The 25210-nt window shown below is 68.3% G+C and carries 23 protein-coding genes and 1 pseudogene; 14 read left to right on the forward strand and 10 right to left on the reverse strand.

The window, feature by feature from the left end:
- Window positions 1-71 precede the first annotated feature (71 nt).
- Complete coding sequence (gene dacB / locus DIE11_RS02985; RefSeq protein WP_124621408.1) at window positions 72-1604, reverse strand: D-alanyl-D-alanine carboxypeptidase/D-alanyl-D-alanine-endopeptidase; 1533 nt, start codon at window positions 1602-1604, stop codon at window positions 72-74.
- Between the two features lie 183 nt (window positions 1605-1787).
- Between dacB and DIE11_RS02990 the strand changes: the two genes are divergently transcribed.
- The 6 genes from DIE11_RS02990 (at window position 1788) to DIE11_RS03015 (ending at window position 7153) form a co-directional block, all read left to right on the forward strand.
- The gene (locus DIE11_RS02990) at window positions 1788-2450 is read left to right on the forward strand and encodes a response regulator (protein WP_059506787.1); all 663 of its coding nucleotides are present in this window, start codon (window positions 1788-1790) and stop codon (window positions 2448-2450) included.
- Between the two features lie 3 nt (window positions 2451-2453).
- Window positions 2454-3800: an ATP-binding protein gene (locus tag DIE11_RS02995; RefSeq protein ID WP_124621410.1), complete on the forward strand. Its 1347-nt coding sequence runs from the start codon at window positions 2454-2456 to the stop codon at window positions 3798-3800.
- A gap of 100 nt (window positions 3801-3900) precedes the next feature.
- Window positions 3901-5385 (forward strand): DegQ family serine endoprotease, encoded by a 1485-nt coding sequence (locus tag DIE11_RS03000; protein ID WP_124621412.1) that lies wholly within the window; start codon window positions 3901-3903, stop codon window positions 5383-5385.
- Between the two features lie 93 nt (window positions 5386-5478).
- Window positions 5479-5916 (forward strand): carboxypeptidase-like regulatory domain-containing protein, encoded by a 438-nt coding sequence (locus DIE11_RS03005; RefSeq protein ID WP_059607941.1) that lies wholly within the window; start codon window positions 5479-5481, stop codon window positions 5914-5916.
- A 138-nt stretch (window positions 5917-6054) separates the two neighbouring features.
- Complete coding sequence (locus tag DIE11_RS03010; protein ID WP_124621414.1) at window positions 6055-6414, forward strand: DUF427 domain-containing protein; 360 nt, start codon at window positions 6055-6057, stop codon at window positions 6412-6414.
- A 28-nt stretch (window positions 6415-6442) separates the two neighbouring features.
- The gene (locus DIE11_RS03015; RefSeq protein WP_124621416.1) at window positions 6443-7153 is read left to right on the forward strand and encodes a CoxG family protein; all 711 of its coding nucleotides are present in this window, start codon (window positions 6443-6445) and stop codon (window positions 7151-7153) included.
- A 53-nt stretch (window positions 7154-7206) separates the two neighbouring features.
- On the opposite strand, the gene DIE11_RS03020 is transcribed toward DIE11_RS03015, so the two are convergent.
- Window positions 7207-8208: a helix-turn-helix domain-containing protein gene (locus DIE11_RS03020; RefSeq protein WP_124621418.1), complete on the reverse strand. Its 1002-nt coding sequence runs from the start codon at window positions 8206-8208 to the stop codon at window positions 7207-7209.
- 152 nt (window positions 8209-8360) lie between these two features.
- On the opposite strand from DIE11_RS03020, the gene DIE11_RS03025 reads away from it, so the two are divergent.
- Window positions 8361-9014 carry a cysteine hydrolase family protein gene (locus DIE11_RS03025; RefSeq protein ID WP_124621420.1) on the forward strand — a complete coding sequence of 218 codons (654 nt, stop codon included), beginning with the start codon at window positions 8361-8363 and terminating at the stop codon, window positions 9012-9014.
- Window positions 9015-9132: 118 nt separating this feature from the next.
- Here DIE11_RS03025 and DIE11_RS03030 read toward each other — a convergent pair whose 3' ends face one another.
- Window positions 9133-9774: a TetR family transcriptional regulator gene (locus tag DIE11_RS03030; protein WP_059607945.1), complete on the reverse strand. Its 642-nt coding sequence runs from the start codon at window positions 9772-9774 to the stop codon at window positions 9133-9135.
- Between the two features lie 398 nt (window positions 9775-10172).
- On the opposite strand from DIE11_RS03030, the gene DIE11_RS03035 reads away from it, so the two are divergent.
- Genes DIE11_RS03035 through DIE11_RS03045 form a run of 3 tightly spaced genes read left to right on the forward strand, consistent with a single transcriptional unit; the run spans window position 10173 to window position 16189 of the window.
- A complete protein-coding gene (locus DIE11_RS03035) occupies window positions 10173-11450 on the forward strand; it encodes an efflux RND transporter periplasmic adaptor subunit (protein ID WP_124621422.1) in 1278 nt (425 codons plus the stop codon).
- A gap of 15 nt (window positions 11451-11465) precedes the next feature.
- Window positions 11466-14666: an efflux RND transporter permease BpeB gene (bpeB, locus tag DIE11_RS03040; RefSeq protein WP_124621424.1), complete on the forward strand. Its 3201-nt coding sequence runs from the start codon at window positions 11466-11468 to the stop codon at window positions 14664-14666.
- Window positions 14666-16189 (forward strand): efflux transporter outer membrane subunit, encoded by a 1524-nt coding sequence (locus DIE11_RS03045; RefSeq protein WP_059607948.1) that lies wholly within the window; start codon window positions 14666-14668, stop codon window positions 16187-16189. The genes bpeB and DIE11_RS03045 overlap by 1 nt, the downstream gene beginning before the upstream one ends.
- Before the next feature lie 264 nt (window positions 16190-16453).
- Here DIE11_RS03045 and DIE11_RS03050 read toward each other — a convergent pair whose 3' ends face one another.
- Window positions 16454-17830, reverse strand: coding sequence for a nucleobase:cation symporter-2 family protein (locus DIE11_RS03050; RefSeq protein WP_185633702.1), 1377 nt, complete (start codon window positions 17828-17830; stop codon window positions 16454-16456).
- Window positions 17831-17835: 5 nt separating this feature from the next.
- Complete coding sequence (locus DIE11_RS36155) at window positions 17836-18186, reverse strand: hypothetical protein (RefSeq protein WP_185633703.1); 351 nt, start codon at window positions 18184-18186, stop codon at window positions 17836-17838.
- A 93-nt stretch (window positions 18187-18279) separates the two neighbouring features.
- On the opposite strand from DIE11_RS36155, the gene DIE11_RS03055 reads away from it, so the two are divergent.
- From DIE11_RS03055 to fghA, 3 genes are read left to right on the forward strand one after another with little or no spacing between them, the layout of a single operon-like run.
- Window positions 18280-19716, forward strand: coding sequence for a xylulokinase (locus tag DIE11_RS03055; protein WP_124621428.1), 1437 nt, complete (start codon window positions 18280-18282; stop codon window positions 19714-19716).
- A 10-nt stretch (window positions 19717-19726) separates the two neighbouring features.
- Window positions 19727-19948 (forward strand): hypothetical protein, encoded by a 222-nt coding sequence (locus DIE11_RS36160; protein WP_185633704.1) that lies wholly within the window; start codon window positions 19727-19729, stop codon window positions 19946-19948.
- Between the two features lie 15 nt (window positions 19949-19963).
- Complete coding sequence (fghA, locus tag DIE11_RS03060; protein WP_124621430.1) at window positions 19964-20812, forward strand: S-formylglutathione hydrolase; 849 nt, start codon at window positions 19964-19966, stop codon at window positions 20810-20812.
- A gap of 110 nt (window positions 20813-20922) precedes the next feature.
- Here fghA and DIE11_RS03065 read toward each other — a convergent pair whose 3' ends face one another.
- From DIE11_RS03065 to DIE11_RS03085, 5 genes and pseudogenes are all read right to left on the reverse strand, one after another.
- Complete coding sequence (locus DIE11_RS03065; protein WP_059607953.1) at window positions 20923-21705, reverse strand: metal ABC transporter permease; 783 nt, start codon at window positions 21703-21705, stop codon at window positions 20923-20925.
- A gap of 367 nt (window positions 21706-22072) precedes the next feature.
- Window positions 22073-22588, reverse strand: a pseudogene (locus DIE11_RS37490) (ATP-binding cassette domain-containing protein); the annotation flags it as partial.
- Window positions 22589-22601: 13 nt separating this feature from the next.
- Window positions 22602-23525, reverse strand: a complete 924-nt coding sequence (locus DIE11_RS03075; RefSeq protein ID WP_059607955.1) for a metal ABC transporter solute-binding protein, Zn/Mn family — start codon at window positions 23523-23525, stop codon at window positions 22602-22604.
- A 48-nt stretch (window positions 23526-23573) separates the two neighbouring features.
- Window positions 23574-24035: a Fur family transcriptional regulator gene (locus DIE11_RS03080; protein WP_059607956.1), complete on the reverse strand. Its 462-nt coding sequence runs from the start codon at window positions 24033-24035 to the stop codon at window positions 23574-23576.
- A gap of 108 nt (window positions 24036-24143) precedes the next feature.
- Window positions 24144-24380, reverse strand: coding sequence for a hypothetical protein (locus tag DIE11_RS03085; protein ID WP_124621432.1), 237 nt, complete (start codon window positions 24378-24380; stop codon window positions 24144-24146).
- On the opposite strand from DIE11_RS03085, the gene DIE11_RS03090 reads away from it, so the two are divergent.
- Window positions 24364-25140 carry an L-iditol 2-dehydrogenase gene (locus DIE11_RS03090; protein WP_059607957.1) on the forward strand — a complete coding sequence of 259 codons (777 nt, stop codon included), beginning with the start codon at window positions 24364-24366 and terminating at the stop codon, window positions 25138-25140. The two genes, DIE11_RS03085 and DIE11_RS03090, sit on opposite strands and share 17 nt — an antisense overlap.
- Window positions 25141-25210: the final 70 nt, after the last annotated feature.

A 25210-nucleotide genomic window follows, 5' to 3' on the forward strand; every position in this document is an offset into this window, starting at 1 on the left:
GGTGTCTCCCCGCGATCGACGCACGCCGACAGCGGGGCATGCGTGCGCCGCGCCGCGCGGCGAGTGCGTCGTCAGTGCGCGCCCGCGTAGATCCATTCGAGCAGCGTGTCGTGCGCGGCGCGCGCGGCTTCCGCGTGATCGTCGTTGATGAAACTGACGACGACGTAGCTCTGGCCGTCGGCGCCCGCGACGTAGCCCGCGATCGCGCGCACGTCGCGCAGCGTGCCGGTCTTGATGTGCGCGTTGCCGAGCACGCCGGCGTTGGTCAGGCGGTTCTTCATCGTGCCGTCGATGCCGGCGATCGGCAGCGAATCGATGAACGCCTGCGCGACGGGGCTCGCGTTCGCGGCCTGCAGCAGTGCAGCGAGCGACTGCGCGCTGACGTGCTCCTCGCGCGACAGGCCCGAGCCGTTCTCGAGGTCGAGGTCGGGCATCGCGATTCCGCTCTTCTGCAGGAACGCGTGAATCGCGTGGCTCGACTGCTCGGGGCTCGCGGGCGGCTTGCCGGCGGCCGCGCCGATCGTCAGGAACAGGTTGCGCGCCATCACGTTGTTGCTGAACTTGTTGATGTCGTAGACGATGCTGCCGAGCACGGGGCTGTGATGGACGGCGAGCGGGCGCGCGGTGGTCGGCACCTTGCCTTCGCTGACGGGGCCCGCGATCGTGCCGCCGTCCTGCTGCCACAGCGCGAGGAAGCCGCGCGCGAAGAACGTCGTGTGATCGAGGATCGCGAGGTTGGTCGTGTGCGCGCCGCAGCGCAGCGGATAGTCGCCGGCGAACGACGCGGTCATGATCCCGCCGCCGGCCGACAGCGTCGGACGCGCGGCGGCCGCCGCCGCACCGCACGACCCGTTGCCTTCGACCAGCTGGTTGTCGATCGACAGGTTCGCGAGCGGCGGCAGCACGTCGACGGCGACCTTGCCGTCGTCGCCCGGCGTGACCGTGAACGACACGGCCTTGAACGCGTACAGCAGCGGATCAGGGCCGACGTTGTACGGTGCGCTCGCGTCGTCGTCGAACGACGGCAGGTCGCGCGTCGACGCGGCGAAATAGCTCTTGTCGAGCACGAGGCCGCCGGCCACGCGCTTGATGCCGGCCTTGCGGATCTTGTCGACGAGGTCGATCAGTTCCTCCGGTACGAGCTTCGGATCGCCGGTGCCCTTGATGTACAGGTTGCCCTGCAGCGTGCCGTCCGGATCGACCGGGCCGTCCGCGTAGGCGGTGGTGCGCCAGCGGTAGTCGGGGCCGAGGATCGACAGGCCCGAGAAGGTCGTGACGAGCTTCATCGTCGACGCCGGCATCATCGGCCGGTTCGCATTCCATGCGATCAGCGGCTCGGGATCGCCGACGCGCTCGACCACAACGCTCATCGCCGAGGCCGGCACCTTCGCGCGCTGCAGCGCCACGAGCACGGACGCCGGCAGGCCGGCCGCCCGCGCGGCGGGCGACACGACGGCGGTCTTGCGCGCCTCCTTGTGGGACTTCTTGCGGGCCTGCGCGGACGGTGCGAACGCAAGGGCCGTGCAGGTGGCGACGACGGCGGCCGCGCGCAGGAAGGGGCGGGCGCGGGGGGCGAACCGGGCGGAAAGATCGGAAATCGGCATGGGCGAATACGGGAAAAGCACGGGATTCGGGCAGAGCGCGCGCGGCGCCGGAGCGCACATTGTAGAGACAAGTGCGGACACGCTCCCGGCGATCTGCCTTTCTGTTGCATTGCACGCGGCGCACGCGATTCGCGGCGCTACAATGGTCGCCATGTTTCACTCGCCCGATGGGTTCCAGCTCCGATGCGGATTCTGCTTGTTGAAGACGATCGAATGATTGCCGAGGGCGTACGCAAGGCGTTGCGCGCCGACGGCTTCGCAGTCGACTGGGTGCAGGACGGCGACGCCGCGCTCACGGCGCTCGGCGGCGAGACGTACGACCTGCTGCTGCTCGACCTCGGCCTGCCGAAGCGCGACGGCATCGACGTGCTGCGCACGCTGCGCGCGCGCGGGCTGTCGCTGCCGGTGCTGATCGTCACCGCGCGCGATGCGGTGGCCGATCGCGTGAAGGGGCTCGACGCGGGCGCCGACGACTACCTCGTCAAGCCGTTCGACCTCGACGAACTGGGCGCGCGGATGCGCGCGCTGATCCGCCGCCAGGCGGGGCGCAGCGAGTCGCTGATCCGTCACGGCGCGCTGACGCTCGATCCCGCGGCGCACCAGGTGACGCTCGACGGCGCGCCCGTCGCGTTGTCCGCGCGCGAGTTCGCGCTGCTCGAGGCGCTGCTCGCGCGGCCCGGTGCGGTGCTGTCGAAGAGTCAGCTCGAGGAAAAGATGTACGGCTGGGGCGAGGAGATCGGCAGCAACACGGTCGAGGTCTACATCCACGCGCTGCGCAAGAAGCTCGGCTCGGACCTGATCCGCAACGTGCGCGGGCTCGGCTACATGGTCGTCAAGGAAAGCTGACGCGTGAGGTCGATTCGTCATCAATTGCTGATCTGGCTGCTCGCGATCGTCGTCGCGGGCGTGGGCGCCGCGGGCTGGCTCATCTACCGGCAGGCGCTCGCCGAGGCGAACGAATTGTTCGACTACCAGCTGCAGGAAATCGCCGCGGCGCTGCCGTCCGAGCCGTTCTCGCAGGTATTCGGTTCGCGCACCAACGGCGACGAAGGTATCGTGATCCAGATCTGGAACCGCAACGGCGTGTTGATGTACTTCTCGCATCCGCGTGCGCCGATCGCGCCGCGCGCGGAGCTCGGCTTCTCGACCGAGCGCACCGATCGCGGCGAATGGCGCGTGTACGGCGCGATCGTCGGCGACAACGTCGTGCAGCTCGCGCAGCCGCTGTCGGTGCGCAACCGGCTCGCGGCGAACGTGGCGCTGCGCACGCTGTGGCCGCTGATCGTGCTGCTGCCGTTCCTCGGCGCGGCGGTCTGGGTGATCGTCGGGCGCGGGCTCGCGCCGCTCGGCCGCGTGACGCGCGCGGTCGAGACGCGCCGGCCCGAAGCGCTCGATCCGCTACCCGATGCGCGCCTGCCGCTCGAGGTGCAGCCGCTCGTGCGTGCGCTGAACGGGCTGCTTGCGCGGCTGTCGGCGGCGCTCGATACGCAGAAGGCCTTCGTCGCCGATGCCGCGCACGAACTGCGCACGCCGCTCGCGGCCGTGCAGATCCAGGCGCAGCTCGTCGCGCGCGCGAAGGACGATACGTCGCGCCGCGAGGCGGTCGCCGATCTGCAGGACGGCGTCACGCGCGCGACGCGCCTCGCCGAGCAGTTGCTCGCGCTGGCGCGTGCCGAACCGGACGGCGCCACGATGCGCGAGCCGGTCGACCTGCAGGCGCTGCTCGTCGAATGCGTGGCCGCGCATGCACCGCTCGCGCAACGGCACAGCATCGATCTCGGCTTCGAGGAGAGCTGCGCGGCGACCGTCGTCGCGGATGTCGGCGCGCTGCGCGTGATGTTCGGCAACCTGCTCGACAACGCGGTGAAGTACACGCCGGACGGCGGCCGCATCGACGTGTCGCTGACCCGCGACGCGGCCGGCCGCGTATGTGTGCAGATCGGCGACAGCGGCCCCGGCATCCCGGCGGACGAGCGCGAGCGCGTGTTCGACCGCTTCTACCGGGACAGCTCCGCGCGGGCGCGCGCCGACGTGTCGGGCAGCGGGCTCGGGCTGGCGATCGTCAAGCGCGTCGCGGCGCAGCAGGGCGCGACGGTGACGCTCGGCGACGCGGCCGCAGGCGGCCTGCTCGTGAGCGTCGTGTTCCGAGACGCCGAGATGCCGGCGCAGGCGCCGCAGGTGTCCGAATCCGTATGACAAACCACGCGGGTGGCGGCCTAAGCCCCGTTTAAGGTCGATTAAGCCTCCTTTAAGTCAGGGTCGTTACGCTGCGTCCTAACAACGAGGAGGTCCTACGATGAACACCCGATTCCTTGCGCGCGGCGCCGTCGCGGTTGCCGTGGCGGCTGCCCTGTCTGCCGGCTATGTCGCAGGCACCCGCCGCGCCGATCCGCAGATCATCACGCCCGCGCAGGCCGCCGCGCTCATGCCGGCCGAGGCCGCGGCGAAGACCGGCATTCCCGATTTCTCCGGGCTGGTCGAAACTTACGGCCCGGCCGTCGTGAACATCAGCGCGAAGCACGTCGTGAAGCAGGTGTCGCGGCGTGTGCCACAGCCGCAGCTGCCGATCGATCCGAGCGATCCGTTCTACCAGTTCTTCAAGCACTTCTACGGCCAGGTGCCGGGCATGGGCGGCGACACGCAGCCGGACGACCAGCCGAGCGCGAGCCTCGGTTCGGGATTCATCGTCAGCGCGGACGGGTACATCCTCACCAACGCGCACGTGATCGACGGCGCGAACGTCGTCACGGTCAAGCTGACCGACAAGCGCGAGTACAAGGCGAAGGTCGTCGGCGCCGACAAGCAGTCCGACGTCGCGGTGCTGAAGATCGACGCGAGCGGCCTGCCGACCGTGAAGATCGGCGACCCGGCGCAGAGCAAGGTCGGCCAGTGGGTCGTCGCGATCGGTTCGCCGTACGGCTTCGACAACACGGTCACGTCCGGCATCATCAGCGCGAAATCGCGCTCGCTGCCCGACGAGAACTACACGCCGTTCATCCAGACCGACGTGCCGGTGAACCCCGGCAACTCGGGCGGCCCGCTGTTCAACCTGCAGGGCGAGGTGATCGGCATCAACTCGATGATCTACTCGCAGACGGGTGGCTTCCAGGGCCTGTCGTTCGCGATTCCGATCAACGAGGCGATCAAGGTCAAGGACGAGCTCGTGAAGACGGGGCACGTGAGCCGGGGCCGCCTCGGGGTCGCCGTGCAGGGGCTGAACCAGACGCTCGCGAGCTCGTTCGGACTGCAGAAGCCGGACGGCGCGCTCGTCAGTTCGGTCGACCCGAACGGCCCGGCCGCGAAGGCGGGCTTGCAGCCGGGCGACGTGATCCTCGCGGTCAACGGCTCGCCGGTCGCCGACTCCACGTCGCTGCCCGCGCAGATCGCGAACCTGAAGCCGGGCTCGAAGGCCGATCTGCAGGTGTGGCGCGACAAGTCGAGGAAGTCGATCAGCGTGACGCTCGGCGCGATGACCGACGCGAAGCTGGCCTCGAACGACGGCGGCCCCGTCGAGCAGGGGCGCCTCGGCGTCGCGGTGCGTCCGCTCACGCCGCAGGAGCGCAGCGCAACCAGCTTGTCGCACGGGCTGATCGTGCAGCAGGCCGGCGGCCCGGCGGCCAGCGCGGGCATCCAGCCCGGCGACGTGATCCTCGCGGTGAACGGCCGCCCGGTCACGAGCCCCGAGCAGTTGCGCGACGCGGTCAAGGGAGCGGGCAACAGTCTTGCTCTCCTGATCCAGCGCGATAATGCACAGATCTTCGTGCCGGTCGACCTGAGCTGACCGGCGGCCGCTGCGGGCCGGCCTCGCCGGCCTTGGCGGGCGCCGCCGGCGTTCGGCCCGTGGTGCTGTGTTCCGACCCGAAAGGAGGGAGCCATGCAATATCTACGCAACGTGTCCCGATTTGCCGCCGCCGCGGCGCTGGCCGCCGGCTGCGCCGTCGCCGCGTCCGGCGCGTACGCACAATCGGACGGCTTGCCCGCGGCGAGCCAGCAGGGCGATGTCAGCTACGTGTCAGGCGGCATCGGCAAGGATCAATCGACGGCATTCGAGCAGAACGAGGCGGCGTGGCCGCTCGCACTGCGCTTCACCGGCAAGGGCGGCGAATACCTGGCCGACGTCCATGTGCGGATCGTCGACAGCAAGGGCACCGAGCTGCTGACGACGGACGCGCGCGGGCCGTACATGCTCGTCAAGCTGCCGCCTGGGCGCTACACCGTGCATGCGTCGTACCAGGGCAGCGACGAATCGCGCGCGGTCACGGTCGGTGCGAAGGGCGGGGCGAAGGCCGCGTTCCAGTGGAGTGCGCAGTAGCGCATCGCGCGCGGGCGCGGTCAGGCCGCGCAATCGGAGGCGGTTTCGCCCATAATGAGAGCCACGGCACCTGTGCCGTGGCTTTTTCGTTTCCTGCGCCCGGCTTGCCCGCCGGGGCCGCCGTCCGGAGGAGAAACGATGTCCGATGCTGCCGACCCTCACCTGGAAATCGTACCGAACCGCCATCGCGTGCGCGTGATCCATCGCGGCATCACGTATGCCGATTCACACGGCGCGCTGACCGTGCGCGAAACGGGCCTGCCGGACATCCATTACCTGCCGCGCGGCGACGTCAACATGCACAGGCTCGTGATGTCGAGCGTCACGACGGATTGTCCGCTGAGGGGCCGTGCCGTGTATTTCAACCTGCAGACGGAAGACGGCGTGATCGAGAACGCCGCATGGAGTTACGAGGAACCGGGGGAGACCGCGTCCGCGCTTGCGCACTACGTCGCCTTCGATGTCGCGCGGGTCGACAGTCTCATCGAGACGTCCTGACGCGGCGCGTGTTCATCGGGGAGGCATCATGGAACTGAACGACACGTTGCGCGTACCGCTCGCGCCGGCCGTCGTGCGGGAGGCACTCGAGGATCTCGCGTTGCTGCGGGCGAGCTTCGACCATTGCGAATCGTTCGTGAAGCACGCGCACGGCGAGTTCGCGCTGACCATCACGGTGCCGCTCGGCCCGCTGCGTGCCCGCTACGACGTGCGTGCGCATCTGGCGAGCGAGCAGGGCGACGCGGAAGGCCAGCCGCGCCGCGTGCTCAACTTCAAGGCGCGGGCCGACGGCCTCGGCGCGGTGCGCGGGCAGGTCGAGCTGGTGCTGCGGCCGGACGATGACGACGCGGCTGCGACACGCATCGTATATGTGGTGTGGGCGACGGCGAGCGGCCCGCTTGCCGAACTGCCGGCGCGGCAGATCGAGAATGCGCTGTTCGCGTGGACCGACGATTTCTTCCGCGAATTCTGCGCGGTCGTGCAGGCGAAGCACGGTCTCGTGCCGAACCGCGCGCGTTCGCGCCCGCAGCGTCGCCAGCATGTGTTCCTGCGGCCCGCGTCGCTGATGGCCGCGGCGAAGCGTCCGCTGCCGCCGCACCTTGGCGGCGCGCTGAGCGGCCGCGTCGCGAGCGCCGTGCATCATCGCGAATCCGGCCCGCTGCCCGTCTGGGCGTGGGCGGCGATCGTCGTGTTCGTCGCGCTGCTGCTGTATGCGGCGCGCTGGATCAACGGCGTCTGAGCGGCCGGCGTGCCACCGCGTTACCCGGCCGGACGCCGGCGGCGCGGCGGCCATTAGCGCCGCGCATCGGGCCCGGCGCCGCGAAATTCCCTCCGATAGGCCGATGGCGACGTGCCGAGCGAGCCCGCGAAATGCTGGCGCAGCGATACGCTCGAGCCGTAGCCGGCCGCCTGTGCGATCGCGTCGATCGATTGTCCCGTGGTTTCCAGCAGATGCTGCGCGCGCGTGAGCCGCTCGGCCTGCAGCCACGCGGTGACGGTCGTGCCCGTCGCCTGGCGGAAGTGGCGCGTGAACGTGCGCCGGCTCATCAGCACGCGTTCGGCGAGCGAATCCACACTGTGCGCGATGTCCAGATGCGCGCGCACCCAGTCGAGCAGGCCCGCGAGCCGCGCATCGCGCGGGTGCGCGGCAACCGGCTGCGGCACGTATTGCGCCTGCCCGCCCTGGCGGTGCGGCGGGATCACGAGGCGGCGCGCGATCCGGTTCGCGGCGTCCGAGCCGAAGCGCCGCCGCACGACGTGCAGGCAGCAGTCGAGCCCCGCGGCCGTGCCGGCCGACGTCATCAGGTTGCCGTCGTCGACGTACAGCACATCGGGGTCGAGCTTCACGCGTGGAAAGCGCTGCGCGAAGTCGTCGGCCCACGCCCAGTGCGTCGTGGCCGGGCGTCCGTCGAGCAGCCCGGCCGCGGCGAGCACGTACGCGCCGAGGCACAGGCCGACGACCTGCGCACCGCGCGCGGCGGCCGCGCGCACCGCGTCGACCAGCACGTCAGGCGGCGCTTCGTCGGGATCGCGCCACGCTGGCACGATGACGATGTCCGCGTCGTCGAGCGCGTCGAGCCCGTACGGCGCGGTAATCGTGAAGCCGCCCGTCGTCGACAGCGGGCCGCGCTCGGCCGAGCACACGCGAAACTCGAACGCGGGCATCGCGGCCGCATCGCGTTCCTTGCCGAACACGACGGACGGCACCGACAGGTGGAACGGGCTGATGCCGTCGTACGCGATCACGGCGACGACGGTCGGGGCAGGGGCAACGGACGACGCAGCGGCGCGCATGACGGGCTCCGGAATGGCGATGGCCCGATTTTATCGAAGAATGGCTATCGGGCCACTGTCCGTCTGCGCGATGCGATCCGACAATGCATCGCATCGCGCTGCTGGCCGCCCCGTTCCGGAGCGGGGCGGCGCTGCCGAAACCGGAGCCTGCCATGTCGAATGCCATATTGCCTTCCGCTTCCCGCCGTGCGCTGATCGTGATCGATGTCCAGAACGAATACGTAACGGGCAACCTGCCGATCGAATATCCGCCCGTCGACGCATCGCTGGCGAACATCGGCCGCGCGATCGACGCCGCGCACGCGGCCGGCGTGCCCGTGATCGTCGTCCAGCACGTCGCGCCGGCGGGTGCGCCGATCTTCGCGCCGGGCACGGACGGCGTCGCGCTGCATCCGGTCGTCGCCGACCGGCCGTATGCGCACCTGATCGTGAAGGCGCAGGCCAGTTCGTTCGCCGGCACCGATCTCGCCGCATGGCTCGACGCGCACGGCATCGACACGCTCGCGGTCGCCGGCTACATGACGCACAACTGCAATGCGTCGACGGTCTATCACGCGGCGCACGCGGGGCTCGCCGTCGAGTATCTGGCGGACGCGACCGGCGCGTTGCCGTACGTGAATGGCGCGGGTGCGGCGAGTGCCGAAGAGATTCACCGCGCGTACACGGTGGTATTTCAGTCTAATTTCGCGGCCGTGATGTCGACCGATGAGTGGATCGCGGGGCTCGGCGGCGCGGCGATGCCGGCGCGCGATTCGGTGGCCGCGTCGAACCGGCGGGCCCGCGCGCAACGCGCGAAGGTCGCCTGAGCGAATCGGGGAGGGCAGGGGGCGACCGGGCGGAGCGGCGCCGCCGTCTGCGCGTGGCCGGATCGACCGGCCGGTCGCGATGACGCGGCCAGCGGCGCGCCGGCGGAGGGGCCGTCGGTCAGTCGCTCGTCTTCAGCATCGCCGGGCTGTAACGCATCATGTCGAAGCAGCCGTCGACGAGCTGTTCCGCATGCTGCTCGGCATCGATCTCGTCGGGCAGCATCAGCATGTCACGCACGAAACCGCTGACGAGCGTGTGCAGCATCAGCGTCGCGCGCCATGTGTCGAGCCGCTCGGGCAGCAGCTTGAGCCGCACGGCGCCCGCGAGATCGGCATCGATCGCGTGCAGCGCCTCGCTCATCCCCGCACGGTTGCGCTGCAGCAGCGGCTCCATGTCCGCGACGTACTCGCACTTCATGAACAGGATGCTGAACACGCGCCGCAACTGCGAGTCGCGCTGTACACCGAGCAGGCACCAGATCAGGATCTTGCGGATTTTCTCCAGCGGATTGCCGCCGGGCGCGTCGAGCGGCATCCGCTTGAGCTCGTCGATCGGCAGGAACACGCGGTCGAACATCGCGTCGAACAGCTCGCTCTTGTTCGCGAAATGCCAGTAGATCGCGCCGCGCGTCACGCCGGCGTGCTGGGCGATGTCAGCGAGCGACGTGTGCGACACGCCCTTCTCGAAGAACACGTGTTCGGCGGCGTCGAGAATGCGGTTGCGCGTCTCGAGCGCCTCCTCCTTGGTGCGTCTGACCATGTGCAGGCCTGAATGGATCGATCGTAGGTGAATATAGGGTCGGCAACCCTCGTCGTCGCTGTGCGGACGGGCTATGCTTGCGACTGGTAATAATTCGTAAGACCTAGCGGTTGGCGACGGGCGAGCGGGCTTTTTACATACATTCGTGAATGTATATACAATACCACCCTACGATCGAATGACCAAAGTGGCAATCAGTTAATATCCCACTCTGCTGATTCCCGCCAAAGTACCAGTCCGCAGTTCGCGGCATCTCGTCGGCATGGAGGTCTCGTGCCGACTTGCTGTATCCAGTAGTCCAGTAATTCAGGTGTTCGATCTGCGCCGCGAGGCGCATCCGTGTTGCGCTCCCGTCGGGTGCTGCACTTATTCCATTGGTTATACACAGAGGTCGCTCCATGCGCGTCGAACGGGTTCCATACCGCTTGATCACTGTCGCGGCAGCCGCGGTTTTTCTGGCTGCATGCGGAAAAAAAGAATCGGCACCGCCGCCGCAAACGCCGGAAGTCGGCGTCGTCACCGTCCAGCCGCAAGCCGTGCCGGTCTTCAGCGAACTGCCGGGCCGTACCAGCGCATTCCTCGTCGCGCAGGTCCGCGCACGGGTCGACGGCATCGTGCTGCGTCGTGAGTTCACCGAAGGCACCGACGTCAAGGCTGGCCAGCGTCTGTACAAGATCGATCCGGCGCCGTACATCGCGGCATTGAACAGCGCGAAGGCGACGCTCGCGAAGGCGCAGGCGAACCTCGTCACGCAGAACGCGCTGGTCGCGCGCTACAAGGTGCTCGTGGCCGCGAACGCGGTCAGCAAGCAGGACTACGACAACGCGGTGGCCACCCAGGGGCAGGCCGCGGCGGACGTCGCGGCCGGCAAGGCGGCGGTCGATACCGCACAGATCAACCTCGGCTACACGGACGTGGTCTCGCCGATCACGGGCCGCGTCGGCATTTCGCAAGTGACGCCGGGCGCCTACGTGCAGGCGAGCCAGGCGACGCTGATGTCGACGGTGCAGCAACTCGACCCCGTGTACGTGGACCTCACGCAATCGAGCCTCGAGGGCCTGAAGCTGCGCCAGGACGTGCAGAGCGGCCGCCTGAAGACGAGCGGCCCGGGCGCGGCGAAGGTGTCGCTGATCCTCGAGGACGGCAAGACGTATTCGGAAGTCGGCAAGCTGCAGTTTTCCGACGTGACGGTCGACCAGGCAACCGGCTCGGTGACGATCCGCGCGGTCTTCCCGAACCCGGGCCGCGTGCTGCTGCCGGGGATGTTCGTGCGTGCGCGTATCGAGGAAGGCGTGAACGAGAACGCGTTCCTGGTGCCGCAGATCGGCGTCACGCATGACCAGAAGGGCCAGGCGATCGCGATGGTAGTGAACGCGAGCAACAAGGTCGAGCCGCGTACGCTGAAGACGTCGGGCATGCGCGGCCAGGACTGGATCGTCGAAGGCGGTCTGCAGGCGGGCGACCACGTGATCGTGCAGGGCGGCGAGAAGGTGCGTCCGGGCGCGACCGTGAAGTCGGTGGCGGCACAACTCGCCCCGGCGGCCGGTGCCGCATCGGGTGTCGCCGCTGCCACCGCCGCGCCGGCTGCCGCCGGTTCCGGCGCCGCCGCCGCGTCCGGTGCTGCCGCATCGGGCGCCGCGCCGGCGAGTGCCGCCGCTGCTTCGAGCGCGCAATAACAGGGAGCCTGTTTCATGGCAAAGTTTTTTATCGATCGCCCGATCTTCGCGTGGGTGATCGCCATCATCCTGATGCTGGCCGGGGTCGCGGCGATCTTCACGCTGCCGATCTCGCAGTATCCGACGATCGCGCCGCCATCGATCCAGATCACCGCGAACTACCCGGGCGCTTCCGCGAAGACGGTGGAAGACACGGTGACGCAGGTGATCGAGCAGCAGATGAGCGGTCTCGACAACTTCCTGTACATGTCGTCGACCAGTGACGACTCGGGCAACGCGACGATCACGCTGACGTTCGCGCCGGGCACCAACGCCGACATCGCGCAGGTCCAGGTGCAGAACAAGCTGTCGCTCGCAACGCCGGTTCTGCCCCAGGTCGTGCAGCAGCTCGGCCTGTCGGTGACGAAGTCGAGCAGCAGCTTCCTGCTGGTGCTCGCCTTCAACTCCGAAGACGGCAGCATGAACAAGTACGACCTCGCGAACTTCGTGGCGTCGCACGTGAAGGATCCGATCAGCCGGCTGAACGGCGTCGGCACCGTCACGCTGTTCGGCTCGCAGTACGCGATGCGGATCTGGCTCGACCCGACCCGCCTGACGAACTACGGCCTCACGCCGGTCGACGTGAGCTCGGCGATCACCGCGCAGAACGTGCAGATCGCGGGCGGCCAGATCGGCGGCACGCCGGCCAAGCCGGGCACCATGCTGCAGGCGACGATCACCGAATCGACGCTGCTGCAGACGCCCGAGCAGTTCGGCAACATCCTGCTGAAGGTCAACCAGGACGGCTCGCAGGTTCGCCTGAAGGACGTCGCGCAGATCGGCCTCGGCGGCGAGAACTACAACTTCGACACGAAGTACAACGGTCAGCCGACCGCGGCACTCGGTATCCAGCTCGCGACCAACGCGAACGCGCTCGCGACCGCGAAGGCCGTGCGCGCGAAGATCGACGAGCTCGCACCGTTCTTCCCGCACGGCCTCGTCGTGAAGTATCCGTACGACACGACGCCGTTCGTGAAGCTGTCGATCGAGGAAGTGGTCAAGACGCTGCTCGAAGGTATCGTGCTCGTGTTCCTCGTGATGTATCTGTTCCTGCAGAACCTGCGGGCGACGATCATCCCGACGATCGCGGTGCCGGTGGTGCTGCTCGGCACGTTCGCGATCATGTCGCTCGTGGGCTTCTCGATCAACACGCTGTCGATGTTCGGCCTCGTGCTCGCGATCGGCCTGCTGGTGGACGATGCGATCGTGGTGGTCGAGAACGTCGAGCGCGTGATGGCGGAAGAGGGCCTGTCACCGAAGGAGGCGACCCGCAAGGCGATGGGCCAGATCACCGGCGCACTCGTCGGCGTGGCGCTGGTGCTGTCGGCGGTGTTCGTGCCGGTCGCGTTCTCCGGCGGGTCGGTCGGCGCGATCTATCGCCAGTTCTCGCTGACGATCGTGTCGGCGATGGTGCTGTCGGTGCTGGTCGCGTTGATTCTGACGCCCGCACTGTGCGCGACAATCCTCAAGCCGATCCCGCAAGGGCATCACGAAGAGAAGAAGGGCTTCTTCGGCTGGTTCAACCGCACGTTCAACAACAGCCGCGACAAGTACCACGTCGGCGTGCACCACGTGATCAAGCGTTCGGGCCGCTGGCTCATCATCTACCTGGTCGTGATCGTCGCGGTCGGCCTGCTGTTCGTGCGCCTGCCGAAGTCGTTCCTGCCGGATGAAGACCAGGGCCTGATGTTCGTGATCGTGCAGACGCCGTCGGGCTCGACGCAGGAAACGACCGCGAAGACGCTCGCGAACATTTCCGACTACCTGCTGAAGGACGAGAAGGAAATCGTCGAATCGGCGTTCACGGTCAACGGCTTCAGCTTCGCGGGTCGCGGCCAGAACTCGGGTCTCGTGTTCGTGCGACTGAAGGACTACTCGCAGCGTCAGCATGCGAACCAGAAGGTGCAGGCGCTGATCGGCCGGATGTTCGGGCGCTACGCGGGCTACAAGGACGCGATCGTGATCCCGTTCAACCCGCCGTCGATTCCCGAACTCGGCACGGCCGCGGGCTTCGACTTCGAGCTGACGGACAACGCCGGTCTTGGCCACGACGCGCTGATGGCCGCGCGTAACCAGCTGCTCGGGATGGCCTCGAAGGATCCGACGCTGCAGGGCGTGCGCCCGAACGGCCTGAACGACACGCCGCAGTACAAGGTCGACATCGACCGCGAGAAGGCAAATGCGCTCGGCGTGACGGCGGATGCGATCGACCAGACGTTCTCGATCGCGTGGGCGTCGAAGTACGTGAACAACTTCCTCGACACCGACGGCCGGATCAAGAAGGTGTACGTGCAGGCCGACGCGCCGTTCCGGATGACGCCGGAGGACATGAACATCTGGTACGTGCGCAACGGGTCGGGCGGGATGGTGCCGTTCAGCGCGTTCGCGACCGGTCACTGGACGTACGGTTCGCCGAAGCTCGAGCGCTACAACGGCGTGTCGGCGATGGAAATCCAGGGTCAGGCCGCGCCGGGCAAGTCGACCGGCCAGGCGATGACCGCGATGGAAGGGCTCGCGAAGAAGCTGCCGGTCGGTATCGGCTATTCGTGGACCGGTCTGTCGTTCCAGGAAATCCAGTCGGGTTCGCAGGCGCCGATTCTGTACGCAATCTCGATCCTCGTCGTGTTCCTGTGTCTCGCGGCGCTGTATGAAAGCTGGTCGATCCCGTTCTCGGTGATCATGGTGGTGCCGCTCGGCGTGATCGGTGCACTGCTCGCGGCGACGATGCGCGGCCTCGAGAACGACGTGTTCTTCCAGGTCGGCCTGCTGACCACCGTGGGCTTGTCCGCGAAGAACGCGATCCTGATCGTGGAATTCGCGCGCGAACTGCAGATGACGGAGAAGATGGGGCCGATCGAGGCCGCGCTGGAAGCAGCGCGCCTGCGGCTGCGTCCGATCCTGATGACGTCGCTCGCGTTCATTCTCGGCGTGATGCCGCTCGCGATCAGCAACGGCGCGGGTTCGGCGAGCCAGCACGCGATCGGCACGGGCGTGATCGGCGGGATGATCACGGCGACGTTCCTCGCGATCTTCATGATCCCGATGTTCTTCGTGAAGATCCGCGCGATCTTCAGCGGCGAGAAGGAAGACGTCGACCAGGCGCTGCGCCTCGCTCAGGAGCACTCGCACCACGAAGAGAAGCCGGGCAACGGCGACGAAGGCAACAAGGGACAGTGATGATGCAAAAACACGCTTTGACTGCAATCGCGGTCGCGCTCTTTGCCACGGGCTGCACGATGGCGCCGCATTACAAGCGGCCCGACGCGCCCGTCGCACAGGCGTACCCGGCCGGCGGCGTCTATGCGACGCAGCCGGGCGCTGCCGGCGCGCGCAGCGCGAACGGCCAGGCGGCGACCGCCATCGGCTGGCGCGAATTCTTCGTCGATCCGCGCCTGCAGCGGTTGATCGAGATCGCGCTGAAGAACAACCGCGACCTGCGCGTGTCGGTGCTGAACATCGAGGCGGCGCGCGCGCAGTACCAGATCACGCGCGCGGGCCTGTTCCCGACGCTCGACGGCACCGGCACGGGCAGCATCCAGCGCGTGCCGCAGGGCCTGTCGCAGACGGGGGCGCCGTATATCTCGCGCGCCTACAACGTCGGCGTTTCGGCGTCGTGGGAACTCGACCTGTTCGGCCGCGTGCAGAGCCTGAAAGACCAGGCGCTCGCGCAGTACCTGTCGACGTCGTATGCGCGGCAGGCTGCCGAGATCTCACTCGTGTCGCAGGTCGCGGACCAGTACCTGACGCTGCTGTCCACCGATGACCTGCTGCAGGTCACGGAGAACACGCTGAAGACGGCACAGGCGTCGTACGACCTGACGAAGCTGCAGTTCGACAACGGCACGGGCTCCGAGCTCGAGCTGCGTCAGGCGCAGACGGTCGTCGAGACGGCGCTCGCGAACCAGCAGGCGCAGGCGCGTGCGCGTGCGCAGGCGCTGAACGCGCTGGTGCTGCTGATCGGAGAGCCGCTGCCGGACGATCTGCCGGCGGGTATGCCACTCGATGCGCAGAACCTGCTGACGGACGTGCCGGCCGGTCTGCCGTCCGACCTGCTGACGCGTCGCCCTGACGTGATGCAGGCCGAGCAGACGCTCCTGGCCGCGAACGCGAACATCGGCGCGGCACGCGCGGCGTTCTTCCCGCGTATCTCGCTGACGGGCGCGTTCGGCACCGGCAGCCCGACGCTCGGTGGCCTGTTCAAGGCCGGCACGGCGGCGTGGTCGTTCGCGCCGCAGATTACGATGCCGATCTTCGAAGGCGGGCAGAACATCGCGAACCTGAACCTCGCGAACGTGCAGAAGCGTATCGAGATCGCCAACTACGAGAAGGCGATCCAGTCGGCGTTCCGCGAAGTGTCGGACGGGCTGGCTGCACGCGGCACGTACGATCAGCAGATCGCCGCGCTCGAGCGAAACGAGCACGCGCAGCAGCGTCGCTTCGACCTGTCGGACCTGCGCTACAAGAATGGTGTCGACAGCTACCTGTCGGTGCTGACTGCGCAGACCGACCTGTACTCGGCGCAGCAGTCGCTGATCAGCGCGCGTCTGGCACGCTGGACGAACCTGGTCACGCTTTACCGCGCATTGGGCGGCGGCTGGATCCAGCGCGCCGGCGAGACGCCGCGCGCACCGGACGAAACGGTCGACTACGACAAGGCGGCCGCACCGGCGCCCGCGTCGGCAGCGGCGACGAACGGGTAAGCACGAAGGCGGGCAGGGGCGGGCGACCGCTCCGGTTCGCCGAGGTCGCGGTTCCCGGGATGCGACAACGCCACGGACGAAAGTCCGTGGCGTTTTTTTGCGGCCAGTTTGGTTTGCAGCGACCGCGGATCGTCATCACCGGCACCGCCGGCACCACCGCTATCGCCGCCCAACCACTCGCCACAAAGCAAAACGCCACGGCAAGCCGTGGCGTTTTTCCTCTACCGTATCGCGCCATGTTCCGGCGCATCCTGGGCGGGTCGATCAGTGATGCACGTCGGCCGGGCGTCCGTCGAAGTCGTGCCCTGCGCGGCGAATCTCGCAACGTGCGTCCTTCTCTGCCTTCACGCCGTTGAACACGATGTTCAGGATCACGGCGGTGGCGGACGCGAGCAGGATGCCGCTGTGCAGGATCGGCGCGAGCGCGGGCGGCAGCTTCGAGAAGAAGTGCGGTGACACGACCGGCACGAGGCCCATCCCGACGCTGACGGCGACGATGAACAGGTTGTGCGAGTTGTCGACGAAGTCGACCTTCGACAGCACCTTGATGCCGTTCGCGGCCACCATCCCGAACATCACGATGCCCGCGCCGCCGAGCACGAACGGCGGCACCGATGCGACGACCTGCGCCATCTTCGGGAACAGGCCGAGCAGCACCAGGATCACGCCGCCCGTCGCGCAGACGAACCGGCTCTTCACGCCCGTCACGCCGATCAGGCCGACGTTCTGCGAGAACGACGTATGCGGAAACGAGTTGAAGATGCCGCCGATCAGCGTGCCGAGGCCGTCGACGCGCAGGCCGCGCACGAGGCGCTCCTGGTTGACCGGGCGATCGACCATGTCGCCGACCGCGAGGAACATGCCGGTCGATTCGATGAACGTGACGAACATCACCGTGACCATCGTCGCGATCGACAGCGGGTCGAAGTGCGGCAGGCCGAAGTGGAACGGCATCACGAAACCGACCCACGGTGCGTGCGCGACGCCGTCGGTATTCACGCGACCGATCGCGAATGCGATCACGAAGCCGGCGACGATGCCGAGCAGCACCGAGATGTTCGCGATGAAGCCGCGGCCGAACTTGTTGATCAGCAGGATCAGCGTGAGCACGAGCAGCGACAGGCCGAGGTAGACGGGGCTGCCGTATTCGGGGTTGCCGACGCCGCCCGCTGCCCAGTTGATCCCGACTTCCATCAGCGACAGCCCGATCACCGCGATCACGGTGCCGACGACGACCGGCGGAAAGAATCGCAACAGCTTGCCGATCATCGGCGCGAGCACGATGCCGATGATGCCGGCGGCAATGGTCGAGCCGAAGACGTCGAGAATGCCGAGGCCGGGGTTGGTGCCGATCGCGATCATCGGGCCGACGGCCGCGAACGTGCAGCCCATGATGACGGGCAGGCGGATCCCGAAGATCCACAGGCCGAGCGTCTGGATCAGCGTGGCGATACCGCACGAAAACAGATCGGCGCTGATCAGGAACGCGATCTGGTCTTTCGGCAGCTTCAGCGCGCCGCCGACGATAAGCGGCACGGCTACGGCGCCGGCGTACATGACGAGGACGTGCTGCAGACCAAGCGTTACAAGCTTGCCGGTCGGCAGCACCTCATCGCACGGATGGACCGTGTTCGATTGCATCTGTCTCACTCCATGATCTTGTTTTCGGGGTGATACGAAGTTATGCGGAATGGAACATCGCAACAAGAGCACTGGGTTCTATTCCGTTCTTTGCTGGTTCGATATGCCATTTCGGCATGAAACAGGGTGTCGATCATCGGGAAACTGCCGCTGGAGTGAGGTTCCCCGGTTTTATAGCCCTTCAAAATAGTGCATGCCGCCATGTCAAATATCGGCGGCTTTATGGTGTGTATCGCGACCGTGGCATAGTGGAAAAAACGACCGGTGGAAAATCGCGCCGGGTTAACCCGCTGGCGGCCGTTCTGGCGCGTAACGCGTGGCCGGGTGAAACCGATGGTGCGCGGCTGCGTTTTCACGTCGCCAGGGTGTCAAAAACGCCGAGCAAGTCGGGCCGCATGTCGCGATCCCGCTATCATCGATATCCGTTCACTCGAATACGCCAACCCGTCATGCGCCTGCTCGGAATCGACCTCGGTACCGGCTCCGTCAAACTCGTCACGCTCGATGCCGATGGCGTCGAGCGCGCGGTTGCGAGCCAACCCTATGCGTTGTCGTCGCCGCAGCCAGGCTGGGCGGAAATTGCCCCCGACGTATGGTGGCAGGCGCTCGTGCGCGCCGCTGCGCGGCTGCCGGCCGGTGAGCGCGCGCAGGTCGCGGCGATCGGCTTCTCCGGTCAGATGCATGGCGTCGTGCTGATCGACGCGGCCGGGCAGCCGGTGCGGCCCGCGCTGTTGTGGCCCGATACGCGCGCGGTGCGCGAAGCGGACGCGGCCGACTGGCCGGACGCGCCGAATCCCGTCGCGCCCGGCATGGCGGGCCCCCTGTTGCGCTGGCTGGCCGCACACGAACCGCACGCGTTGCGGGACGCACGCTGGGCCGTGCAGCCGAAGGACTGGCTGCGCGTCGCGCTGGGCGGCGAGATCGCGGCCGATCCGAGCGATGCATGCGCGACGGCGCTCGCGACGCCGGACGGCGCGTGGGATTCGGCGCTGATCGACGCGCTGGGCTTGCCCGTCGACCGGTTCGCACCCGAGCGGGCGTCGGGTGCGCGCTGCGGTGTGCTCGATGCGACGGCGGCGGCGGCACTCGGGCTGCCGGCCGGCGTGCCGCTCGCGACGGGGGCGGCCGATACGGCGTGCGCGGCGCTCGGCAGCGGGCTCGTCGCGGCCGGCGACGCGCTGCTGACCACCGGCAGCGGTGGCCAGATCGTCGTGCTCGCGGACAGGTTGCCGCCCGCACGGCGCGGGCTGCATCGTTATCGCACGGCGGCGGGCGGCGGCTATTACACGATGGCCGCGATGCAGAACGTCGGGCTCGCGCTCGAAGCCGTGCGCGGCTGGCTCGGCTATCCGGGCTGGCCGGATGCGTACGACGACGCGTTCGCCGGGCCGGCATCGGAGCGGCTCTGCTTCCTGCCGTACCTGACGGGCGAGCGTTCGCCGTGGATGAATCCCGACGCGCGCGGCGGCTGGCTCGGTCTCGGGCTCGGCGACACGCGCGGCGCGATGATGCGCGCCGCGTTCGAGGGCGTCGCGTTCGCGTTGCGCGCGGGGCTCGATGCGATCCGCGATGCGAACCGGGTCGATCCGGTGACGACGCTGCGCCTCGCCGGTGGTGGCTCGGTCGATCCGCGCTGGCGTCAGTTGCTCGCGGATGCGCTCGGCGCGTCGCTCGACGCGGTCGATTGCCCGAACGCCGCGACGCGCGGCGCCGCGCTGCTCGCGGGCGTCGCGATCGGACACTGGCGCGAAGACGCGCTGCGCACGCTGGCGCCGACCGCGTCGCCGGTCGCCGCACCGCACGACGATCGCGCGCTGGCCGCACGCCATGCGCGTTTCGTCGATCTGTATGCGCGAACGGATGCGTGGTTCACGACCGGCGTTTAAACTCGGGCACTTGTCCTGTCGCGACAGCGGTGACGCGTCGCGGCAAGCCGGCGGCTGTTTCCCGCACGCGACGGGCGGCGGGATCGGGGATCATGACGGGCACGCTACGGTATCGCCGTGTCGCGCGGCACGGCTCGACCTGATCACGCACGCGCTGCCGCTCGGGACGCTCCCCGGCGGCGCCGACCCGATGAAGACGGGCGAATCGATTCGCCCGATCGTGCTGTATTGAACGGAAGGGAACTCCATGCTCGAACTCGTTACTTCGCATGCTTGCCACGGTGGCGAGCAACGCTTCTATCGCCACGATTCGAAGGCGATCGGCCTGCCGATGAAGTTCTCGGTGTACCTGCCGCCGCAGGCCGCGCACGGTCGCGTGCCGGCGCTGTTCTATCTCGCGGGGCTCACGTGCACCGAGGAGACGTTCGCGATCAAGGGCGGCGCGCAGCAGTACGCGGCGCAGCACGGCCTCGCGCTCGTGATGCCCGATACGAGCCCGCGCGGCGCGGGCGTGCCGGGCGAGACCGATGCATGGGATTTCGGCGTCGGCGCGGGTTTCTATGTCGACGCGACGCAAGCTCCGTGGTCGACGCATTACCGGATGGAGTCGTACGTGACGGGCGAGTTGCGCGAGCTTGTCGCGGCCGAGTTGCCGATCGACGGCACGCGGCTCGGGATCTTCGGCCACTCGATGGGCGGGCACGGTGCGCTGACGCTCGCGCTGCGTCACCCCGACCTGTACCGATCGGTGTCGGCGTTCGCGCCGATTGCCGCGCCGACGCGTTGCCCGTGGGGCGAGAAGGCGTTCTCGGGCTACCTCGGCGACGATCGCGAAGCGTGGAAGCAGCACGACGCGAGCGAACTCGTCGCGCGCGCGGATGCGCCGAAGTTCGCGGACGGCATCCTCGTCGACCAGGGCCTCGCCGATCAGTTCCTCGCGAACCAGCTGAACCCGGACGTATTCGAAGCCGCGTGCGCGAAGGCCGGCCAGCCGCTGACGCTGCGCCGCCATGCGGGCTACGACCACGGTTACTACTTCATCTCGACGTTCATCGCCGATCACATCGCGCATCACGCACGCGTGCTCTCACTGTGAGCGGGGTGCGGCACGCGTGACCCGCGGTGCGCGCCGCACGTCGCGCGCGCATGCAAAAACGCCGGCGGCCTTTCGGCTACGCCGGCGTTTTGGTTTTCGCCGCTCGACGATCAGTGGCGCCGCAACAGGCTCGCGCCATACACGAGCGCGGACAGCGCGGTGATCCAGAAGCTCGTCGGCCAGTCGGTGTGATACGCGAGCGCGATCCCGGCCCACGCTTCGAACAGCGCGAACAGCGCGGCGAGCAGCACGCCGGTCGACAGCCGCGTCGACACGTTTTGCGCGGCCGCGGCCGGCCCGACCAGCAGCGTGAACACGAGCAGCACGCCGACGATCTGCGTTGCCGCCGCCACCGCGAGCGCGCACACCGCGAGGAACAGCACCGACACCGTGCGCAGCGACACGCCCTTGGCTTCGGCCAGCTCAGGCTGCAGCGACGCGAACAGCAGCGGCCGCGCGATCAGCGCGAGCGCGACGAGGCTCACCGCGCCGATGCCGGCCAGCACCGCGAGCGTGTCGCGGCTGACCGCGAGCACGTTGCCGAACAGCAATGCGGTGACCTGCGTCGCGAACGACGTATAGAAGTGCAGGAACAACAGACCGAAGCCGAGCGCGCCGGACAGGATCACGCCGATCGCGACGTCGCGACCCGCGAGTTTTTCGCCGAGCGCACCCATGCCGATCCCGGCCGCGAGCGTGAAGCCGACCATCCCCCAGATCGGCGAGATGCCGAGCAGCACCGCGCCCGTCGCGCCGGTAAAGCCGACGTGCGACAGCGCATGGCCGGCGAAGGTTTGTCCGCGCAGCACCAGGAAGTAGCCGACGATGCCCGCGAGCACCGCGACGATTCCCGACGCGGCGAACGCGTTGATCATGAAGTCGTATTCAAACATCGTGCGAATGCCCGGGATGAGCGTGTCCGTGGTGGTGATGGCCGTGTCCGCCGCCACCGCCGTGCGAGTGGCCGTCGTCGTCCTCGTGTTCGTGGTCGTGCTTCTCGATCTCGACGTCGCCCGACATCACGAAGATCTTGCCGTTCACGCGCATCACGTCGATCGGCGAGCCGTAGAGCCGCGACAGCACCGGCCTGGTGATGACCTCGTCGACGGTGCCGAGCGCCGCGACGCCGTTGCCGAGATAAAGCACGCGGTCGAGCGCGTTCAGCAGCGGATTCAGTTCGTGCGCGGAGAACAGCACGGTGATGCCGAGCTCGCGCTGCACGTTGCGCACGAGTTCGACGACGCCGCGCTGGTGGTTCGGGTCGAGGCTGATCAGCGGCTCGTCGAGCAGCAGCAGTTGCGGATTGCCGAGCAGGCATTGCGCGAGCAGCAGGCGCTGCCGCTCGCCGCCCGACAGCTCCGACAGCGGCCGGCGCGCGAGCGTCTGGCCGCCGACGAGGTCGAGCACGCGGTCGACGTCGCGCCGCGTCGCGGCGTTCGTGTGCGGTAGCCCCCAGCGGTGGCCGTCGGCGGCCATCGCGACGAAGTCGTAGCCGCGCATCCGGCGATTCGCGAGGCCGCTTCTGATCTGCGGCATGTAGCCGATCGACGCGTTGCCGCGCGCGACCGGCACGCCGCCGACCGACAGCGTGCCGCCCGTGACGGGCACGAGACCGAGCACAGCGCGCATCAGCGTCGTCTTGCCCGCGCCGTTCGGCCCGAGCACGCCGACGAATTCGCCGGGCTCGATCGAGAAACTCACGTCGCGAAGGATCGTGCGTCCGCCCAGTTCGAGCGTGACGCGATCGAGTGCGAGTGCGTGGGGAGTGTCGGTCATGGTGTTGACTGGGTCACTTCTTGCTGGCGGAAAGCGCGGCCGCGAGCGCGTCGAGCTGGCCGGCCATCCATTGCTGGAAGGTCTTGCCGGCCGGCTGCGTCTCGGTGACGCTCACGCCCGGCACACCGCTGTCGCGCGCGATCTTCAGCAGGCGCTTGGTCATCGGCGCTTCGGCCTGGCTGTTGTAGATCAGCACGCGCACCTGTTTCTTGCGCAGGTCGTTCTCGAACGCGGCGACGTCCTGCGCGCTGGCTTCGGTGTCGTTCATCGTCGCAAGCTGGAAGCGCTGGTTGCGCATGTCGAGGCCGATCGCGTCGGACATGTAGCCGAACACCGGCTCGGTGGCCGTCACCGGCACGCCCTTGTATTGCGCGCGCAGCGCGGCGACCTTGTCGTCGACGGGCTTCAGCGACGCGACGAACTTCTGCAGGTTCGCGTCGTAGTCGGCCTTGTTCGCCGGATCGGCACGGCCGAGCTCGGCCGCGATCGCGCGCGCGGCGGCCGGCATGGTCGCCGGGTCGTACCACAGGTGCGGGTTGTCGCCGGCCTTCTTGCCGACGAGATCCGCCACGACGATCGTCGCGCGCTTCGCCTGCTTCGATGCGCCGAGCAGTTTGCCCATCCACGGATCGTAGTCCGCGCCGTTGTAGATCACGACCTGCGCGTGTTGCAGCGCGCGCGCGGTCTTCGGGCTCGCTTCGAACAGGTGCGGATCCTGGTCGGGATTGCTGAGGATGCTGGTCACCGCGACATGGCGGCCGCCGATCTGCGATGCGACGTCGCCATAGAAATTCTCGGCGGCGACCACATTGACGGTCGCGGCCTGCGCGAAGGCGGGTGAGGCGATCGACAGCGCGGCGGCCGCGGCGGCCGCGGCGGCGAACAGACGAGCAAGCGGCAGGGCACGCCGCGGCGCGCGCTTCAGGGCAATGGACATGAAACTCCTCGTTGGAAGGGGCGGCGCGTGCGCCGCGCGTGTGCGGTGTCAGCGTTGCGCGGGCTTGCCCTTGCAGTGCCCGCACAGGCCGTTCAGCTCGACGACCTGGTGGTGGACTTCGAACCCGTGCGCGGGCGCGCTCGCGGACAGCTGTTTCGCGAGGTCGCTGCCCGGAATCTCGACGGTCTCGCCGCACGAGTCGCAGATCAGGAACTGGCCTTCGTGCGGCACGCCGATCTCGCAGCACGCGAAGAACGCGTTCTTCGATTCGATCCGGTGGATGAAGCCGTGCTCGACGAGGAAATCCAGCGCGCGATAGACGGTCGTCGGCGGCACGCGGCCGCGCTGCGGCTCGAGCTCGGCGAGCAGGTCGTACGCGCCGATCGGGCGCTGCGCGGCCAGCACGCGTTCGTAGACCTGGCGGCGCAGCGGCGTCCACGCGAGACCGTGCTCGGCGGCGAATGCGTCGGCCCGGGACAGCCGGGCGTCGATGTGCGATGAGGTGGCCATGGCGTGGAGCTGGCAATGAGACGAAGTATCGCGATGATATAACGTATCTTCTCGTCGTGCAGCCCGAATTCCGCCCCGCGCACCGGCTGTGTCCCCTTCATCGCCGTTTCAGCCGCGCCGCACCCAGCGCGCCGCGCCTTGCCGGGCGCGGTTCTCCGCGCGCCGCTCGGCGCAGTCGTGCCGCAGCGCATCATCGAAAGCCGCCGTGTCGCCTTGACAGCGTGAATCGCGTATCCGATCATTCGACCAACAAGAGAGCAATTGATCGGTCGGCGAGCGTTCGCTCACCTCGCGGCCTTCGTGCAGCAGAACGAACCGGAGACAACCAGTGAGACTGGAAGACAAGGTCGCGATCCTGACGGGTGCGGCCAGCGGCATCGGCGAAGCGGTCGCGCAACGCTATCTGGACGAGGGCGCGCGCTGCGTGCTGGTCGACGTGAAGCCCGCGGGCGGTTCGCTCGCACGGCTGATCGAGGCGAACCCCGGCCGCGCGGTGGCCGTCACCGCGGACGTCACGCGACGCGACGATATCGCGCGGATCGTCGCCACCGCCGTCGAGCGGTTCGGCGGCGTCGACATCCTGTTCAACAACGCGGCGCTGTTCGACATGCGCCCGATCCTCGACGAATCCTGGGACGTGTTCGACCGGCTGTTCGCAGTCAACGTGAAAGGGCTGTTCTTCCTGATGCAGGCCGTCGCGCAGCGGATGGTCGAACAGGGGCGCGGCGGCAAGATCGTCAACATGTCGTCGCAGGCCGGGCGTCGCGGCGAGGCGCTCGTTTCGCACTACTGCGCGACCAAGGCCGCGGTGATCAGCTACACGCAGTCGGCCGCGCTCGCGCTCGCGCCGCACCGGATCAACGTGAACGGCATCGCGCCGGGCGTGGTCGACACACCGATGTGGGAGCAGGTCGATGCGCTGTTCGCGCGCTACGAGAACCGGCCGCTCGGCGAGAAGAAGCGGCTCGTTGGCGAAGCCGTGCCGCTCGGCCGGATGGGCGTGCCGGGCGACCTGACGGGCGCCGCGCTGTTCCTCGCGTCGGCCGACGCCGACTACATCACCGCCCAGACGCTGAACGTCGACGGCGGCAACTGGATGAGCTGACATGACGCCGCTCGCACGCGCAACCCGGGCGTCCGCGCCGCGTGCGGCCGCCGCCGCACGAGGGCACGCA

The sequence above is a fragment of the Burkholderia sp. Bp9012 genome (genome assembly GCF_003853825.1).
Classification (GTDB): domain Bacteria; phylum Pseudomonadota; class Gammaproteobacteria; order Burkholderiales; family Burkholderiaceae; genus Burkholderia; species Burkholderia diffusa.